The sequence below is a fragment of the Kribbella flavida DSM 17836 genome, assembly GCF_000024345.1.
GTDB lineage: Bacteria > Actinomycetota > Actinomycetes > Propionibacteriales > Kribbellaceae > Kribbella > Kribbella flavida.
The window spans coordinates 1,310,014-1,325,912 of record NC_013729.1 but is presented as its reverse complement, the minus strand read 5'-3'; the positions used below and the strand labels follow the sequence as shown (position 1 = coordinate 1,325,912).

At 69.6% G+C, this 15,899-nt stretch carries 17 protein-coding genes; 9 read left to right on the top strand and 8 right to left on the bottom strand.

Going from position 1 to position 15,899, the window contains the following annotated elements:
• Positions 1-77: 77 nt before the first annotated feature.
• Together KFLA_RS06255 and KFLA_RS06250 are read right to left on the bottom strand one after the other, a co-directional pair.
• Positions 78-1,364 carry an ABC transporter substrate-binding protein gene (locus KFLA_RS06255; RefSeq protein ID WP_237706740.1) on the bottom strand — a complete coding sequence of 429 codons (1,287 nt, stop codon included), beginning with the start codon at positions 1,362-1,364 and terminating at the stop codon, positions 78-80.
• A gap of 398 nt (positions 1,365-1,762) precedes the next feature.
• A complete protein-coding gene (locus KFLA_RS06250) occupies positions 1,763-2,182 on the bottom strand; it encodes a coenzyme B12-dependent isobutyryl CoA mutase small subunit (RefSeq protein WP_012918925.1) in 420 nt (139 codons plus the stop codon).
• Between the two features lie 182 nt (positions 2,183-2,364).
• Here KFLA_RS06250 and KFLA_RS06245 point away from each other — a divergent pair, with 182 nt between their 5' ends.
• From KFLA_RS06245 to KFLA_RS06225, 5 genes are all read left to right on the top strand, one after another.
• A complete protein-coding gene (locus KFLA_RS06245; RefSeq protein ID WP_012918924.1) occupies positions 2,365-3,261 on the top strand; it encodes an esterase/lipase family protein in 897 nt (298 codons plus the stop codon).
• A gap of 436 nt (positions 3,262-3,697) precedes the next feature.
• Entirely contained in the window at positions 3,698-4,354 is a 657-nt protein-coding gene (locus KFLA_RS06240) for a M23 family metallopeptidase (protein WP_012918923.1), read from the top strand.
• A gap of 63 nt (positions 4,355-4,417) precedes the next feature.
• Positions 4,418-4,945 carry a DUF6886 family protein gene (locus KFLA_RS06235; protein WP_012918922.1) on the top strand — a complete coding sequence of 176 codons (528 nt, stop codon included), beginning with the start codon at positions 4,418-4,420 and terminating at the stop codon, positions 4,943-4,945.
• Between the two features lie 179 nt (positions 4,946-5,124).
• The gene (locus KFLA_RS06230) at positions 5,125-5,688 is read left to right on the top strand and encodes a hypothetical protein (RefSeq protein ID WP_012918921.1); all 564 of its coding nucleotides are present in this window, start codon (positions 5,125-5,127) and stop codon (positions 5,686-5,688) included.
• Positions 5,689-5,760: 72 nt separating this feature from the next.
• The gene (locus tag KFLA_RS06225) at positions 5,761-6,225 is read left to right on the top strand and encodes a hypothetical protein (protein ID WP_148256555.1); all 465 of its coding nucleotides are present in this window, start codon (positions 5,761-5,763) and stop codon (positions 6,223-6,225) included.
• A gap of 39 nt (positions 6,226-6,264) precedes the next feature.
• Here KFLA_RS06225 and pcrA read toward each other — a convergent pair whose 3' ends face one another.
• Both pcrA and KFLA_RS06215 read right to left on the bottom strand, forming a co-directional pair.
• Positions 6,265-8,586 carry a DNA helicase PcrA gene (gene pcrA / locus KFLA_RS06220; protein WP_012918919.1) on the bottom strand — a complete coding sequence of 774 codons (2,322 nt, stop codon included), beginning with the start codon at positions 8,584-8,586 and terminating at the stop codon, positions 6,265-6,267.
• A 112-nt stretch (positions 8,587-8,698) separates the two neighbouring features.
• Positions 8,699-9,589 carry a LysR family transcriptional regulator gene (locus tag KFLA_RS06215; RefSeq protein WP_012918918.1) on the bottom strand — a complete coding sequence of 297 codons (891 nt, stop codon included), beginning with the start codon at positions 9,587-9,589 and terminating at the stop codon, positions 8,699-8,701.
• Positions 9,590-9,659: 70 nt separating this feature from the next.
• Between KFLA_RS06215 and KFLA_RS06210 the strand changes: the two genes are divergently transcribed.
• Positions 9,660-10,412, top strand: coding sequence for an SDR family oxidoreductase (locus KFLA_RS06210; protein ID WP_012918917.1), 753 nt, complete (start codon positions 9,660-9,662; stop codon positions 10,410-10,412).
• A 45-nt stretch (positions 10,413-10,457) separates the two neighbouring features.
• Here KFLA_RS06210 and KFLA_RS06205 read toward each other — a convergent pair whose 3' ends face one another.
• The 3 genes from KFLA_RS06205 to KFLA_RS06195 form a co-directional block, all read right to left on the bottom strand.
• Complete coding sequence (locus tag KFLA_RS06205; RefSeq protein ID WP_012918916.1) at positions 10,458-11,102, bottom strand: LysE family translocator; 645 nt, start codon at positions 11,100-11,102, stop codon at positions 10,458-10,460.
• A 105-nt stretch (positions 11,103-11,207) separates the two neighbouring features.
• The gene (locus KFLA_RS06200; RefSeq protein WP_041289175.1) at positions 11,208-12,062 is read right to left on the bottom strand and encodes an alpha/beta fold hydrolase; all 855 of its coding nucleotides are present in this window, start codon (positions 12,060-12,062) and stop codon (positions 11,208-11,210) included.
• 149 nt (positions 12,063-12,211) lie between these two features.
• The gene (locus KFLA_RS06195) at positions 12,212-13,186 is read right to left on the bottom strand and encodes a helix-turn-helix transcriptional regulator (RefSeq protein WP_012918914.1); all 975 of its coding nucleotides are present in this window, start codon (positions 13,184-13,186) and stop codon (positions 12,212-12,214) included.
• Positions 13,187-13,316: 130 nt separating this feature from the next.
• Between KFLA_RS06195 and KFLA_RS06190 the strand changes: the two genes are divergently transcribed.
• A complete protein-coding gene (locus tag KFLA_RS06190; protein WP_041289174.1) occupies positions 13,317-13,712 on the top strand; it encodes a RidA family protein in 396 nt (131 codons plus the stop codon).
• A gap of 28 nt (positions 13,713-13,740) precedes the next feature.
• Here the strand turns inward: KFLA_RS06190 and KFLA_RS06185 are convergent, their stop codons facing one another.
• Positions 13,741-14,475, bottom strand: a complete 735-nt coding sequence (locus tag KFLA_RS06185; protein ID WP_012918912.1) for a Type 1 glutamine amidotransferase-like domain-containing protein — start codon at positions 14,473-14,475, stop codon at positions 13,741-13,743.
• 171 nt (positions 14,476-14,646) lie between these two features.
• On the opposite strand from KFLA_RS06185, the gene KFLA_RS06180 reads away from it, so the two are divergent.
• Both KFLA_RS06180 and KFLA_RS06175 read left to right on the top strand, forming a co-directional pair.
• Positions 14,647-15,267 carry a ClpP family protease gene (locus KFLA_RS06180; RefSeq protein ID WP_012918911.1) on the top strand — a complete coding sequence of 207 codons (621 nt, stop codon included), beginning with the start codon at positions 14,647-14,649 and terminating at the stop codon, positions 15,265-15,267.
• On the top strand, positions 15,264-15,899 hold the full coding sequence (locus KFLA_RS06175) for a ClpP family protease (RefSeq protein WP_012918910.1): 636 nt from the start codon (positions 15,264-15,266) through the stop codon (positions 15,897-15,899). The genes KFLA_RS06180 and KFLA_RS06175 overlap by 4 nt, the downstream gene beginning before the upstream one ends.

The window sequence follows — 15,899 nt, the reverse complement described above, 5'->3', positions numbered from 1 at the left end:
CTGCCTGGCGCGCAGGCAGGGACAGGCCGGGGCCGGTGGGTGGCACGTCGCACCACCCACCGGCCCCGCCACATCGATCATTGAGTGATGAGCGAGCTCAACTTGGTCTGCAGATCGGCGAGCGCCTGCTTGGGAGGCGTCTGCTTGCTCGACAGCGCGCTGTAGGCCGCGTCCTGGATCGCAGTCGTCACGTCGCCGTACTTGATCACCTTCGGCCGCGACTTGGCGGTCTCGATCGACGCCTTCAGCGGCGCCAGGTACGGGTACTGCTTGTTCAGCGCGGGGTCCTCGTACAGCGAGGCCCAGGTCGGCGCCTGCGAAGTCTTCTGGACGTTCGCCTTCTGCCGCTCCTCGCTGGCCATGAACTTGATGAAGTCCGCGGCGGTCGCCTTGTTCTTGGCGAACTCGGAGATGCCGTAGTTGTGGCCACCCAGGGTGGACACGCCCGGGCCGGTCTTGCCCGGCAGCGGCGCGACCTGGAACTTGCCGGCCACCTTCGACGAACCGTCGGTCTTGTTCGCCAGCGCGTACACGTACGGCCAGTTGCGGTGGAAGACGAGCTTGCCCTCCTGGAAGGCCCGCCGGCCCTCCTCTTCCTTGTAGGTGATCGCCGCGGCCGGGATCTGCTTGTTCTTGAAGGCGTCGACCAGGGTCTGCAGCCCGGCCAGTGCCTCCGGGGTGTCGACGTTCGGCTTGCCGTCCTCACCGACGACCACACCGCCGGCGGAGTTGACCGCCTCGGAGAAGTTCACCGTCAGGCCTTCGTACTTCTCGAACTGGCCGGCGTAGCAGCTGGCGCCCTTGGCCTCGGGCAGCGCGAGCACCTTGGTGCAGGCGGCCGTCATCTCGTCCCAGGTCTTCGGCGGCGCCGTGACGCCGGCCTTCTGCAGCCAGTCGTTGCGGTAGTACAGCAGCCCGCCGTCCGACGTCACCGGGACGGCGAACAGCTTGTCGCGGTACTTGCCGGTGTCCACGGTCGACGGCAGCAGCTTGCCGAGGTCCGGGAACTGGTCCTCGGGCAGCTCGGTGATCCACCGGTTCGCCGCGAACTCGGCGGTCCACACCACGTCCAGGTTGAGCACGCTGAACGCGTCCGACTTCGCCTGCGCGTTCTGCACCATCTGCTGGCGCTGCGCGTCGGCCGACTCCGGCAGTTCCTTGATCTCGACCTTCTCGTCCGGGTGCTGGGAGTTCCAGGCCTGGACCTGGTTCACCAGGTTCCCGGAGGTGTCCTTGCCGGTGGCAAAGGTGATCGGACCACGCCCTTCGAGCGCTCCCCCGGTCGATCCACCGCCGCCACCGCTGTCCCCGTCGTCACCGCCACACGCGGACGCGAGCAGCACGAGGCTGCCGGCGACGGCCACAGCGACCGCCTTGCGTGTGTGTGATCGTTCAAACCTCATCGTGTACCTGCCCTCTCCCGATGGGATCTCACTTGGTCCTGCGCCGGTCGTCCACAGTCCCCCACCACGCTGCGATCCGCCCTGTCCGGACAGTAACCGAGATCGGGGGCGATGTGTCCTGAGCCACACCCGCCGCCGTCTCGTTGCACGGACAAACGCATGGCTGTATGCGACCGCGATTCGACAGCCCGCACAACCGGGTGTTTCTTAACGATTCGGTATTACCGATTAGTAACTTCACTGGAACACCGCCACCGGTTCAGAACGACTGCAGACGGTCGCCATCACGCTCCGGAGCGGATCCGCCGCTCCGCTTGGGGACCTGCACAACCCGGCACAGGTACCCCGTGGCGGAGATCTCAGGCGGTCGCGGCCGAGGCGTCGCCGACGTTGGTGCGGACCCAGTCGACGATCTCGGCGGTGGTGGCGCCGGGGGTGAAGACCCGCCGGACGCCGATCTCGGCCAGCGGCGCCAGGTCGGCCTCGGGAATGATGCCACCGCCGAACACCACGATGTCATCGGCGTCGCGCGCGGCGAGCAGCTCGCGGACCTTCCTGAACAACGTCATGTGCGCGCCCGAGAGCACCGACAGGCCGATCGCGTCGGCGTCCTCGGCGATCGCGGTCTCGACGATCTGCTCCGGCGTCTGGTGCAGCCCGGTGTAGATGACCTCCATGCCGGCGTCGCGCAGAGCCCGGGCGACGATCTTCGCGCCCCGGTCGTGCCCGTCCAGTCCCGGCTTGGCGACGACGATGCGCAGGGTGCTGGTGGCTGGCATGGTGAGGCCCTTTCCGTCCTGAGGCGCCGCGTTGCGTCCAGATTCGCAGGCTATCCGAGGCGCACCTCACGGATAAGACACGAACCCGTGTGTTCCCCGACACGCGATCTGGGAACCGGTTACCGTGAAAAGCAGGATCGGACCAGTGGCGCGGGGGTCTGATTGCGAGTGAGGAGTCGCCGATGAGTGCGGAGGCGGTCGAACAGCCCGGGAATCCCGGCCCTGACCTGGCGCCGGCAGACGCCCGGAGCACCCTGCGCGACGCGCTCGACGGACTCCGGTACGGCGCCCGTTCGGCGCTGTCGCCGCGCGTGCTGCAGGGGGCGGCGGTGGAGTTCGGCTGGATGACCACCCGGCTGGCGATGTACCCGCTCGGCCTGGTCGGCGGCGCCCGGACCCGCGCGGACCGGCTCACCCTGGACGGCCTCACGCCGGCCCAGCGCAGCCTGCTGGTCGGCGACGTCCGGGCCGCCGGGACGCCGATCCTGCTGTGCCACGGCATCGTCGACAACCACACCGTGTTCACCCTGATGCGCCGGCACCTGGCCCGCCGCGGGTTCACCAGCATCCACACCTTCTCGTACTCGCCGCTCACTCTCGACGTCCGGACGACGGCCGAGCGACTGGGCGAGGAGATCGAGATCCTGTGCAAGGAGACCGGCTCGGACCAGGTCCACCTGGTCGGCCACAGCCTCGGCGGGCTGATCGCCCGGTACTACGTCCAGCGGCTCGGCGGGGACGAGAGGGTGCACACCTGCGTCACCCTCGGCACGCCGCACCAGGGCACCGTGGCGGCCCGGCTGCTGCCCTGGCCGCTGGTGAAGCAGCTCCGCCCGGACAGCGACCTGATGGACGAGCTGGCCGAGCCCGCCCCGGACTGCGGGACGCGATTCGTCGCCTTCTACAGCGACGTCGACCAACTCATCGTGCCGCAACGCCGGGCCCGGATCAGTCATCCCGACCTGACAACGCGTAACATCCGGGTGCGCGGCGTGGGCCACCTGTCCCTGCCGTTCCACGGCGAGGTGGTGCACCAGATCACCGGGGTGCTCTCCCATCTCGACGAGCAGGCTGCCTGACCAGGCAGGTTTTTCTGCGCGCTTGAGCGGATGCACGTGCAGCCGCTCATGCAAAAGTTTCGTGAAGGAGAGCCAGAAAAGGGGGTGGCGGGGTTTGTCGCCTCGTGACCCATCCGTTATGGTGCTTGAGCCCACCGGGGAAGAACGTCCCGGCCGGGCGGACAGTGCCCCTCCCCTGTGACCGAAAGGCCACGTTGTGTCCCAGCACCGTGCCGCGGGTAACCGCGTCACGCCAGGCAACAGTGCTGCGCGCAAGACCGGCGCATCACGTCACAGTGCCAAGCATCGTGTTGCCCGGCGTAACACCCCAGGTAGTACCCAGATCGTCGGTCTCACCGCAGCCCTCGCGGCAGCGGCCGGAGCTGTCGGCTTCAGCCACAGCTCTCTGGCTTCGCCGACCCAGGCGAACTCCGCGGTCAACGTCGCAGCACTCTCGATGGGCGACAGCCAGCTCTCCGAGGTCACCACGGCCCGGATCGAGCGGCGTCAGCTCGCCACCCGGGACTCCTCCCGGGTCGAGCTGACCAGCACCGACGCGAACAAGAAGCAGGCCGCGGCCGACCGGCTCTCCAAGGCCCGCGCCGCCAAGCTCGACGCCACCCGGGCCCTGACCGCCCGGCGCGCCTCCGCGCTCGCCGCCGCCAAGGCCGCCGCGGAAGCCGCCGCCGAAAAGATCCGCGTTGCCGCCAACCGGTGCGAGATGGTGATCTCCGACTACCACATCACCGCCACCTTCGGGCAGGGCGGCAGCCGCTGGGCCGCGAACCACACCGGTGTCGACTTCGCCGCGCCGATCGGCACCCCGATCCGCTCGGTGAAGAAGGGCGAGGTCATCTTCGCCGACTGGGCCGGCAACTACGGCCGTCAGGTCAAGATCAGGCACCAGGACGGCACTGTCACCACGTACAACCACATGTCGAAGTTCACCGTCGAGGTGGGCGAGACGGTGTACGCCGGTGACCAGGTCGGCGCGGTCGGTGTCACCGGCAACACCACCGGCCCGCACCTGCACTTCGAGGTGCTGCCCGCGGACGGCGGTCGCGCCATCAACCCGTTGACCTGGCTGCGCAACGAGTGCGGTCTCAACCCCTGATCGGCCCGTACCACCTGCCTTTCAGCTCGCTCTTCGACCTGAGTACCCCCTAGGCTCACGGGCATGCGTCCGGCCGCCGGTGAGGTCCTGCATTTCTCCGAGGACCCCACCATCGAGGTTTTCGTGCCGCACGTAGCCGCCACCGCGGTGGAGCCGGCCGCCTACGTGTGGGCCGTCGGCCACGACCGGGCCCCCGACTACTGGTTCCCCCGGCAGTGCCCCCGCGCGATGGCGTGGGTCGGCCCCGGCACCACCACGGCGGACCAGTTCCGCATCATCGGCGAAGGCTCCGGCACCCGCGTGCACGCGGTCGAGTACGGCTGGCTGGAAGCGATCCGCACCGTCGAGCTGTACGCCTACCGCTTGCCCGCAGCGGATTTCGCCCCGCACGATGCGGCGGTGGTCGCGACAACCGAGGTCCGGCCGCTCGGTCCGCCCAAACGCGTCGGTGATCTCTTCGCGCTGCACGCCGAGGCAGGAATCCAGCTGCGCGTGCTGCCGAACCTGCACGAGTTCTGGGACGCGGTGGTCGCCAGCACGCTGAAGTTCAGTGGTATCCGGCTGCGCAACGCCCTGCCGCGGGCCGACTGAAACTCCCGCGCTTGCCGTGCGCCGGCGGTGGCATCATGGCTCGGTGACCCGGAGGGACACCTGGTGGCCGAGCCGCCCTCCAGGGTCGGTTGCGTAAGGTTTGCGGCGTTCGCGTTGCGTAGCGGGGCCGTGGTGGGTCACTCTGGGGGCTCGGCCCTCCCCGGACGACAGGTCCCTCCATGCCCAAGGCAGCTGACAGCAGCAACCGCCGGATCATCCTGGCGGGAGCCAACCCTGGGCTGCGCCTGTTCGACGAGGCCGGCCGGGTGACGGCGTACGCGTCGATCTGGATGGTCGACTGGTCGGTGCGCGGAGCCGGTACGGCGGTCGTGCTGTGGTTCGACGGCATCGTCCGGGTGGTCTCGGAGGACGTCGACCTGGCGGCCTGGCTGGAGCGGTACTTCGTCCGCTCGTTCCTCGAGGTCCAGGGCCTGCCCTGGCACGAGCCGGCGGTGGAACGGGACCTGGTCCAGGTCTCGATGAACCTCGCCGACGGCCTCAGCGCGAAGGCGGCCGACATCCAGATCGAGATGGGCGGCGTGCTCGACCGCCGGCTCTTCGCGACCGACACGTTCCAGCTCGCCGACGGCGTGCACAGCCTCAGCCTGGTGATCGCCCCGGTCCGCTCCGCCACCGTCTCCATCGGCGGCGCCTCGGTCCCCGGCTTCGTCCAGGTCGACGGCTCCCCCGACCGCCCCGGCTCCTCGGCGTTCCTCACCACCGCCGAGGTCTGGCGCCGCTGAACGTTCGGCCCGCTGACCTTGCCAGGTGCGATGATCGCCGCACCTGTGAGGGCCGAGCCGGGGGTCGATGACGTGACCGAAAATGCGCCTGACCTGTGGACGACCGCGCTCCACCGCAACGGCCGGCTGGTGCTGCCTGCCCGGCCGCGAGTCAAGATCTACCTCCTGATCGCCGCGGCCGTTCTCCTCACCAACGGCGGCGACACGGTCAATCGCCTGGTCAGCGACGACTCGTGGAGCGTCTTCGATTACTTCGACCCGATCTCCGCACTGCTGGCCGCGGGCGCTCTCGTCACGCTTCTCAACAATCTCCGGATCGGCCGCTACACCCTGACCGTCGACTCACTCGGCGTCACCCTGGGCCGCACCAGCCTCCGCTGGCCCGACATCACCCGCATCGAACTCGACGACGACGAGGTGGTCGTCCACTCGCACCCAACCTCCGGTACCGGCGAGCTCCGCCTCACCGAGAGCACCCTCCACCACCCCCAGCAGTTCGCCACCTGGCTCCAGGCCGAGCACCGGTCCCGTCGCTGACCACCGTCCCGGCGTACGACGGCCGAACCGCACCCCGTCCTAGCTGATCTTCTCCACCGGGGCGTAGCGCAGGAGCAGGCGTTTGACGCCTTCGGAGCCGAAGTCGATGTCGGCCTGGGCCTGCTGGCCCTCGCCGCGCACGACGACGACCGTGCCCATGCCGAAGCTGTCGTGCACCACCCGGTCGCCCGGGTTGAGGCTGATCACCGGCTTGTCGGACGCCGTCCGCCGGGCCGGCTCGTAGCGGCTCGGGATGCCGCTGCCCCGGCTCGTGCCGGTGCCGGACCAGCGGGTGATCGCGGACTCGTCGCGGCGCCAGTCGAGCAGCTCCGCCGGGATCTCCTCCAGGAACCGGGACGGCGGGTTGTGCTGCGGCGCGCCGTACGCGCTGCGCACCGCGGCGCGGGAGATCGCCAGCCGCTGCCGCGCCCGGGTGATGCCGACGTACGCGAGCCGGCGCTCCTCCTCGAGCTCCTTCATGTCGGTCAGGGACCGCGAGTGCGGGAAGACGCCGTCCTCCATCCCGGTCAGGAACACCACCGGGAACTCCAGGCCCTTCGCCGTGTGCAGCGTCATCAGCGTGACCACGCCGCCGTCGTCGACCGCGTCCGGGATCTGGTCGGCGTCCGCGACCAGCGCCACCCGCTCGAGGAACGCCTGCAGGTCGGACGGCTCGCCCGCCGCCGTCCGCTCCTCGACGAACTCCCGGGCGACCGAGATGAACTCGTCCAGGTTCTCCAGCCGGGTCTCGTCCTGCGGGTCGGGTGACTTCTGCAGCTCCTCGTAGTACCCGCTGCGGTGCAGCGCGACGTCCAGGATGTCGTCCGGCGGCGCACCCGAGTCGACCATCGCGGTCAGCTCGTCGAGGATGTCGACGAACGACTGGACCGCGTTCACGCTGCGGCTGGCCATCGCCGGCGCGTCCTGGGCCCGGCGCATCGCCTGCGCGAAGGAGATCCGGTCCCGGGCCGCCAGCGCCTCGATCGCCGCCTCGGCCCGGTCGCCGATGCCGCGCTTGGGCACGTTCATGATCCGGCGCAGCGAGACGGTGTCCTCGGGGTTCACCAGCACCCGCAGGTACGCGAGCGCGTCGCGGACCTCCTTGCGCTCGTAGAACCGGACGCCGCCGACCACCTTGTACGGGTGGCCGGTGCGGATGAACACCTCCTCGAACACCCGGGACTGCGCGTTGGTCCGGTAGAACACCGCCACGTCCGACGGCTTCACCCCGTCGGCGTCGGTCAGCCGGTCGATCTCGTCGGCGACGAACTGCGCCTCGTCGTGCTCGTTGTCCGCGACGTACACCGCGATCTGCTCACCCTGGCCCTGGTCGGACCACAGGTTCTTCGCCATCCGGCCCTCGTTGCGGCTGATCACCGCGTTCGCCGCCGACAGAATGGTCTGGGTGGAGCGGTAGTTCTGCTCCAGCAGGATCGTCTCCGCGCCGGCGAAGTCCTGCTCGAAGGCGAGGATGTTGCGGATCGTCGCGCCCCGGAAGGCGTAGATCGACTGGTCGGAGTCGCCGACCACCATCAGCTCGGCGGGCGGCACGACCGGCCCGCTGCCGCCCGGCTCGTCCTCGCCGCAGAGCTCACGGATCAGCGTGTACTGCGCGTGGTTGGTGTCCTGGTACTCGTCGACGAGCACGTGGCGGAACCGGCGGCGGTAGTACTCCCGGACCTCCGGGAAGGCCTGCAGCAGGTTGACCGTGGTCATCAGCAGGTCGTCGAAGTCCAGCGCGTTGGCCTGCGCGAGCCGCTCCTGGTAGATCCGGTAGCACTCGGCGTACGTCTCCTCGAGGTGGTTGGAGGTCTTCGACGCGGCCGTCTCGTGGTCGATCAGCTCGTTCTTCTGGGTGCTGATCCAGTTCAGCACCGCGCGCGGGTTGTACCGCTTGACGTCCAGGTCGAGCTCGCGGCACACCAGCGTCATCAGGCGCCGCGAGTCGGTGTCGTCGTAGATCGAGAACGTCGAACTGATCCCGAACCGCTTGATGTCACGCCGCAGGATCCGCACGCAGGAGGAGTGGAACGTCGACACCCACATCAACTTCGCCCGCGGCCCGACCAGCTCGACGACCCGCTCCCGCATCTCCGCGGCCGCCTTGTTGGTGAACGTGATCGCCAGGATCGACCCCGGGTGCGCGTCCCGCGCCGCCAGCAGGTAGGCGATCCGCCGCGTCAGCACCCGGGTCTTGCCCGACCCCGCCCCCGCCACCACCAGCAACGGCTTCCCCGCGTGCACCACGGCCGCCCGCTGCTGCGGATTCAACCCCTCCAGCAGCGCGTCGGGGTCGGCCTTCACCTTCCTGGGCTCCTCGAGCGGCACCGGAAGTTCGTCAGGAGAAAAGAGCGTCGTCATCGCGTACCAGGGTAGGCGCTACCACCGACAGTCCGCGTACGGCGGTCCTTCCGCTCCGCCGGCAGCCTGGACCGTCGGGCCGGCCCCCCAGCGAAGACGATGGGTCCGGCGGTCACAGCTCCGCTGGTCGTGCGTTCGCGTGCCTGATCGCGGCCTCGACGAACCGGGCGGTCTGGACGGAGCGGCTGCCGGCGGGCCAGACCACCAGCATCCGGTACGGCTCGGCGGCGGGCACCGGCCGGTAGACGATGTCGGGCCGGAGGTTGCGATCGGCCAGCGACTTCGGCACCAGCGCAACCGCTTGACCGAAGGCGACGACCTCGAGCAGCTGTGCGGTGTCCTGCACGATCGGCCCGTCCACCGCATCCTCCGGGCGCGCGGACCAGTAGTTGCGGTCGGTGGCTCTCGCGCGGTCCCAGCGCGGCGCGGGGATGCCGGCCAGGTCGTCGGGTTCGAGCTGGTCACGCCCGGCCAGCTCGTGGGTCGCCGGCAGCGCGGCGACCCGCGGTTCGGCGTACAGCAGTTCGGTGTCCAGCCCGCGGTCCTCGAACGGCCGGCTGACCAGCGCGACGTCCGCGCGACCGTCGCGAACCATGTCCGCCTGCTGGCCGAACCCGCTGACGACGACCCGGATGCCAGGCAGGTCTTCACCGGCCCTGAGCTCGGCGACAACACGATGCAGCAGCTCGGTGGCGACCCCCGGTTTCGCGGTCACGATCAGCTCCTGGGACGACAGACCGGCTCGCTGCGTCCGTCGTACCGCGGCATCCAGCGCATCGAGGACCTGGCCGGACTCCTTGAGCAGGGTCTCGCCTGCGTCGGTCAGGACCAGCCGTGGACCCGAGCGGTCGAACAGGCCGACGCCGAGCCGGTGCTCGAGCTGGCGGATCGCGCGGGACAACGGCGGCTGGGCGATGCCGAGGCGTTCTGCGGCGCGGGTGATGTTCAGGTCCTCGGCGACCGCGCGGAAGTAGCGCAGTTCGCGAATCTCCGGCTCCGGCATACCTTCAGGGTATGGCGGACGACCTGATCGGTGTTGGTCCTGACCCGGGTCGTGCGGCTCCACTGGAGCCATGCACAAGAACAAGGAGATCGCCCTGGTCACGGGCGGCAACAAGGGCATCGGCCACGAGATCGTCCGGCAGCTCGGCATCCTCGGGTTCACCGTCTACCTGGCGGCCCGCAGCTCTGTACTGGGCGAGTCCGCGGCGCAGGCACTGGCCGCCGACGGGCTCGACGTACGGTTCGTGCAGCTGGATGTGACGGAGGTCGACTCGGTCGAGGCCGCGGCCAAGCAGGTCGAGGCGGAGGCCGGCCGCCTGGACGTCCTGGTGAACAACGCAGGCATTGTCGCCGAGTGGGACACCGCCGTACCGGACATCACGGCGGCGCAGGTCCGGGAGGCCTTCGAGGTGAACGTGTTCGGCGTGGTGACGGTGACGCACGCTTTCGTGCCGCTGCTGCGGCGGTCGTCGAACGCGCGCATCGTGAACATGTCGAGCGGCCTGGGATCGGTGAACCAACTGTCGGAGCTCGACGGTCTGCTGGCCACCCAGGGCTTGCTTGCCTACAGCTCGTCGAAGGCGGCCTTGAACGCGCTGACCCTGGTGTACGCGAGTGCGCTCCGGGCGGACGGGATCAAGGTCAACGCCGCGACACCCGGTCTCGTCCCGACCGACCTGAACACCCGGGCCGCGGTGCCGCGCGGCGATCGGACCACCGCCGACGGAGCGCTCGTACCGGTCGCACTGGCCACACTTCCGGCGGAGGGCCCGACGGGAGTGTTCAGAGGGCCTGGATCGCTGGACGAGGTCGCTCCCTGGTGAGCACCCGACCGGCGAGGCACCCGAGACGAGTGCTTCAGTGTTCGGTCAGGGAGCGGCGACGGGGTGGCTGCGGTCGGTGGCGAGCTTGACGGCGAAGACGGCCAGGGCTGTGCCGGTGAGGTAGCGGTGGATTGTGGACCACAGGGGTTTGCGACTGAAGAACAGCGCGACCGAGCCGGCGGTGATGACGAAGATCGCGTTCACCAGGACGCCGACGGCGGTCTGGGTGAGGACGAGGATCATGCTCTGGGTGCCGATGTGGCCGCGGGACGGGTCCACGAACTGCGGCAGCAGGGAGATGTAGAGGATGGCGATCTTCGGGTTCAGCAGGCAGGTGAGCAAGCCCATGCCGAAGAGCTTGCGGGGGCGGTCCGGCGCCAGCGCGTTCGGGGTGAAGGCGGAGCTGCCGCGCAGGGCGTTCCAGGCCAGCCAGAGCAGGTACGCTGCGCCGGCGAGCTTCAGCACCACGTAGATCTCCGGCACCAGCGCGAACACCGTCGCCAGCCCGGCGGCCGCCGCCAGCAGGTAGATCACGAAGCCGACGCCTACGCCCGCCAGCGAGATCAGCCCGGCACGACGGCCTTGCACGACCGAGCGCGAGACGAGGTAGATCATGTTCGGGCCGGGCATCACCACCAGCCCCAGCTCGACCAGCGCGATGCCGATCAGTGCCTCGGTGCTGACCACCATCACGCGTCCCCTTCCGCCGTCACTGCCGCAGCGAAACTAGCAGCCGCGACGGTGCTGGCCGGAGCAATATTCTTCCGGTGAGACGCCGCGGGAGGCGGTGGTGCGCTACAGCGCCAGCATCGCAGCGGCGACCTCGTCGGCGGCCGCGTCGGGGATCGCGGTCGCGGCTTGTTCGAGGACGAGGAGGCGCGCGGTCGGGATCTCACGGGCGAGCGCCTCGCCGTTGCCGACCGGGAAGAACCGGTCACGGCGACCGTGCACCACGAGGGTCGGGATCCTGAGCTCGGGGAGACGCTCGCGCCAGCGAGGCGTGCAGTCAAGGCCGGCGAAGACCAGGTTCAACTGGTTGGCCGGCTGAACACCCGGCTCGGTGCTCGGCGCGCGGTCGAAGATGCGCTCGGCGGTCGCCCGCGCCGTACCAGGATCGTCGCCGCGGAGCTCCGCGGCCGCGGCGGCGAACTCGACGGCGGCCCGGTCGGACCAGTCGGGCATCGGGAGCGCGAACCGCCGCTGCATCATCTCCGCGTCGTGATCGGGCAGGTCGTCGTCGACGGGTCCCGGCGCCACCGGCCGGGTCCCGACGAGGGTGAGCGCCGCGAACGACTCCGGGTGGTCGAGCGCGGCGACCTGGGCCACCATGCCGCTGACGCCGATGCCGGCCAGGTGCGCCGGCCGTTCATCGAGTCCGCGAGCGAGTGCGGCGGCGTCGGCGGCGAGATCGCGCAGCGTGTACGCCGGATTGCCGGGATCGACCGACGTCGATGCGCCGACGTCGCGCAGGTCGTACCGCACGACGCGCCGTCCACCCCGAGCCAGCGCCTCGCACAACGAGTCGGGCCACGACAACATCGTCGTACCGCCGACGAGCAGGACGAGCGGAGCCGCCGCGTCCCCGAAATGCTCGACCCCGAGCGTGACACCTTCCGGCGTGCGGAACGAGCCGACCGTCGAACCCACCATGACCTCCAGAGACCCGTGACACCACGAGGTGCCGCCTCAGATGTATCTCATCAGCGGGTCGGGCTCCTTCCGTTCCCGGGCAGTTCGACGGAGACCTACTCGGAGCCGCCTGCGCGAGCCACCGCACCCAGTCGTACTGCTCGAGGACCTCAGGACGGAGCTTCGTACAGGGTGGTGATCGCGGTGGCGCGGTTGTGGAGGGCGATGCGTAGCCATTGGGGGGACAGGGCTTCCGCGTTTCGGGCGAGTTGCCACAGGGCCCATTCGGCGTGTCTGGAGTCTTGGAAGGTGACCTCCAGGCGGAGCCAGCCGTCGGGATCGGGTTGTTCGGAGAGGACGGCCAGTGCGGTGCCGACGAGGTCCTCCCGGCGCGCGGGGGCTACCCGTACGAGTACGCAGACCTGGTCACCGCCGGTACGGAAGCGGGTACTGCGTTCCTGCCACGCGCGGTCCAGGTCGACGTGGTCCGGGCGCTCGGCGGGTTCGGCGAGTTCTTCGGCGGCCACGATCCGGGACAGCCGGTACGTGCGGTCCTCGCCGGATCTCTTCGCCAGGAGGTAGCCCTGGTCGCGAACGGTGACCAGGCCGATCGGGTCGACCGTGCGCCACTGGGGGGTTTCGTTCAGCGCCGCGTAGTGGATGCGCAGTTTGTGCCCGGCCAGGACGGCGCGCCTGACCTCGGCCGCGATGACGTCCGGGACCTCCTCGGCGACCACGCGACGGGAGAGAAGGTCGGTCTCCGGGTCGATGAGGAGTCGCTCGGACACGCCGGCCGCGGTGTCCCGGTGGCTTTCGGGAAGCGCGTCGACCACCTTCAGCATGGCCGAAGCGAGCGCCGAGCCGAGGCCGAATGCCTGCGCGCCGCGGCGGGATCCCGCGACCAGCAGGGCGAGGGCTTCGTCGTGGTTCAGGCCGGTGAGCTCGGTCCGGAAACCGGGCAGCAGGGCGAACCCGCCGTGGCGGCCGCGTTCGGCGTACACCGGGACGCCGGCGGCGGACAGCGCCTCGATGTCGCGCAGCACGGTGCGGGTGGAGACCTCCAGCTCACGGGCCAGGGCGGGCCCGGTCATCCGGCCGCGCTGGCGCAGCAGCAGAACCAAGGAGACCAGCCGGTCGGCACGCATCCGCCGACTCTAAACGAATACACGCCACAGGGTGTCGTGATTCGTTGGCAGGCTCGGTGGCACGACGTCACACCTGGCGGCCGCCGAGTCGACGTACTCCTTGCAGCGAAGCGAATGGACTGAGATGGCAATGGAACGAACGGCAGTCAACCCGGTCATGTGGTCGAAGGAACTGGGATTCAACCAGGGCGAGGTCGTCTCCGGGCAGACCCGGACCCTGTACTGCTCCGGGCAGACCGCGATGGATGCCGAGGGCAAGCCTCAGCACGACGGCGACATGGCGGCGCAGGTGGCGCTGAGCCTCGACAACCTGGAGGCGGTGCTCGACGCGGCCGGCATGTCGCTGGCGAACCTCGTCCGGCTCAACGTCTACACCACCGACGTCGACCTGCTCTTCCAGCACTACGGGGTCCTGGCGTCACGGCTGGGCGCCGCCCGGGTCCTGCCGACCACCACCATGCTCGGCGTCACCCGGCTGGCGATCCCCGGCCAACTGGTCGAGCTCGAGGGAACCGCCGTCGCGTAACGCGATCCCGCGTTGTCGGCAGGAGGTGTCAGGACTGGAACAGCTTCCACTGCCCCTCGGAAACGACCTCGGCAACACCGTCGACCACCTTGACGGCGGTCTCGTCGTCGATCGCGTACGTCGGCACAGGGATCCGCGCCGCCCACTTCTCCGCGTTGGCCAAGGACGCGTCGGGGTGGTGCGGGTGCTCCAGGTGCGGAATCACCGCGAAATCCACGAGTCCCGCTCCCTGTCCCGTGACCAGAATCCTGTCCACCTCGCCCTGCGGTGTGGCGAAGACGATGTGCTCCGGCTCCAGCGGTCCGTCCTTGCCGGCGGGCGGTTCGGTGTAGGTCTCGACGAAGGTGGACGCCGCGGCGAGACTTCCGGCGCTCACACCGACATAGACCGCCTCCGACCGCAACGTCGGCAGCAGCTCGGTCAGTCCTGAGCGCCGCAGCCAGTCGGCGAGAAACAGCGGGTCGCCGCCCCCGACCAGCAACGCGTCGGCGTCCCGGACCGCCGGCACCCAAACATCCGGCTCGATGCTCGGCAGCACCGACAGCTCCAGAATTCCCAGCGATTTCCACCCCAGCTCGCACAAGGGCGACGGGCCGGCGCCGTAGACCGCCCGCCACGCCATACCGGGTCCACCGGGGAAGGGGTAGAGCGCGGTGGGAATGAAGAGCGCGTTGGACTCGGCGATCGGTTTGCCCAACAGCCCGACCAGCGCCTCGCGAATGCTGTCGTTGGTGATCCCGGACGACGTGAGCAGAACTCTCATGCCCCTACCTTCTTCCTGTGGCTGCCATCGCATCGTGCCCGAGTTGCCACCGCACGGGAACCCGCTCAGCGCCGGCAGTCCGCACCACATCCGGGATTTGTCGGCTGAGAGCAGAGTTGCTGGGAGCAGAAAAGGTGGGGTGGGAGGGGGCCGGGCGGTCATGGTGGGGGCATGGGTGATGAGAGCAAGATGCCGATGTTCGGCGAGCAGGCTCGGTTGCAGTTGTTGCGGCGGCGGGTGGTGGTGCTCGACGGGCAGTTGAACGACGACAACGGGACGTTGATCGCGACGCAGATCCTCACGCTGGCCGCGGAGGATCCGGAGACGGACGTGGCGCTGTGGATCCACTCGCTGGGTGGGTCGGTGCCGTCGATGCTGGCGATCCGGGACGTGATGCGGCTGGTGCCGTGTGACGTGGCGACGGTGGCGCTGGGGCTGGCGTGCAGCGCCGGGCAGTTCCTGCTGTCGGCGGGGACGAAGGGCAAGCGGTACGCCCTGCCGCACGCGCGGGTGCTGATGCACCAGGGGTCGGCGGGGATCGGCGGGTCCGCGGTGGAGATCGAGATCCAGGCGAACGACCTGCGGCACATCCGCGACACCGTGCTGCGGCTGGTCGCCGAGGACACCGGGCAGCCGCTGGAGACGGTGTACGAGGACTCGTTGCACGATCACTGGTACACCGCGGAGCAGGCGCTCGAGTACGGCTTCATCGACCACCTCGTGGGGTCGTTCGACCAGGTGATGCCGGTGCACAGCACGGCCGGCGCCGTAGAGACGGGAGCAGCACGATGAGCAGCTACACCATCCCCAACGTGATCACGCAGAGCCCGCGCGGCGAGCGCATCATGGACGTGTACTCGCACCTGCTCTCCGAGCGCATCATCTACCTGGGCACCGGAATCGACGCCGGCGTCGCGAATGCGCTGATCGCTCAGCTGCTGCACCTCGAGGCGGACAAGCCGGACCAGGACATCAACCTGTACATCAACTGCGAGGGCGGCGACATGACCGCCATGCTCGCGATCTACGACACCATCCAGTACATCCGGTCGCCGGTGTCGACGCTCTGCGTGGGTCAGGCGATCGCCGCCGGCGCCGTCCTGCTCGCCGCCGGGGAGCCCGGCCGGCGCGCCGTTCTCCCGCACGCGCGCATCGTGCTGCACCAGCCGGCCGCTCGCGGCCAAGGCACCATCCCGGACCTGATCCTGCAGGCCGACGAGGTGGTCCGCGTCCGGGCGCAGGTCGAGTCGATCCTGTCCGCGCACACCGGCCAGACGATCGAGCAGCTGCGCCACGACACCGACCGGGACCACGTTCTCACCGCCGAAGGCGCGCGGGCGTACGGCATCGTCGACGAGGTCATCCAGCACCGGGCCCAGGTCACCACCTTCCAGCCCCAGTCCACCTACGCGGCGGCCGGCTGA

What these genes read in the sequence shown, in the direction of transcription:
- KFLA_RS06175 (WP_012918910.1), top strand. Translation starts at nt 15,264, where the DNA reads ATGAGCAGCTACACCATCCCCAACGTGATCACGCAGAGCCCGCGCGGC.
- pcrA (WP_012918919.1), bottom strand. Translation starts at nt 8,586, where the DNA reads ATGACGACGCTCTTTTCTCCTGACGAACTTCCGGTGCCGCTCGAGGAG.
- KFLA_RS06200 (WP_041289175.1), bottom strand. Translation starts at nt 12,062, where the DNA reads ATGGTGGGTTCGACGGTCGGCTCGTTCCGCACGCCGGAAGGTGTCACG.
- KFLA_RS06205 (WP_012918916.1), bottom strand. Translation starts at nt 11,102, where the DNA reads ATGGTGGTCAGCACCGAGGCACTGATCGGCATCGCGCTGGTCGAGCTG.
- KFLA_RS06180 (WP_012918911.1), top strand. Translation starts at nt 14,647, where the DNA reads ATGGGTGATGAGAGCAAGATGCCGATGTTCGGCGAGCAGGCTCGGTTG.
- KFLA_RS06235 (WP_012918922.1), top strand. Translation starts at nt 4,418, where the DNA reads ATGCGTCCGGCCGCCGGTGAGGTCCTGCATTTCTCCGAGGACCCCACC.
- KFLA_RS06195 (WP_012918914.1), bottom strand. Translation starts at nt 13,186, where the DNA reads ATGCGTGCCGACCGGCTGGTCTCCTTGGTTCTGCTGCTGCGCCAGCGC.
- KFLA_RS06215 (WP_012918918.1), bottom strand. Translation starts at nt 9,589, where the DNA reads ATGCCGGAGCCGGAGATTCGCGAACTGCGCTACTTCCGCGCGGTCGCC.
- KFLA_RS06250 (WP_012918925.1), bottom strand. Translation starts at nt 2,182, where the DNA reads ATGCCAGCCACCAGCACCCTGCGCATCGTCGTCGCCAAGCCGGGACTG.
- KFLA_RS06185 (WP_012918912.1), bottom strand. Translation starts at nt 14,475, where the DNA reads ATGAGAGTTCTGCTCACGTCGTCCGGGATCACCAACGACAGCATTCGC.
- KFLA_RS06210 (WP_012918917.1), top strand. Translation starts at nt 9,660, where the DNA reads ATGCACAAGAACAAGGAGATCGCCCTGGTCACGGGCGGCAACAAGGGC.
- KFLA_RS06230 (WP_012918921.1), top strand. Translation starts at nt 5,125, where the DNA reads ATGCCCAAGGCAGCTGACAGCAGCAACCGCCGGATCATCCTGGCGGGA.
- KFLA_RS06190 (WP_041289174.1), top strand. Translation starts at nt 13,317, where the DNA reads ATGGAACGAACGGCAGTCAACCCGGTCATGTGGTCGAAGGAACTGGGA.
- KFLA_RS06240 (WP_012918923.1), top strand. Translation starts at nt 3,698, where the DNA reads ATGGGCGACAGCCAGCTCTCCGAGGTCACCACGGCCCGGATCGAGCGG.
- KFLA_RS06245 (WP_012918924.1), top strand. Translation starts at nt 2,365, where the DNA reads ATGAGTGCGGAGGCGGTCGAACAGCCCGGGAATCCCGGCCCTGACCTG.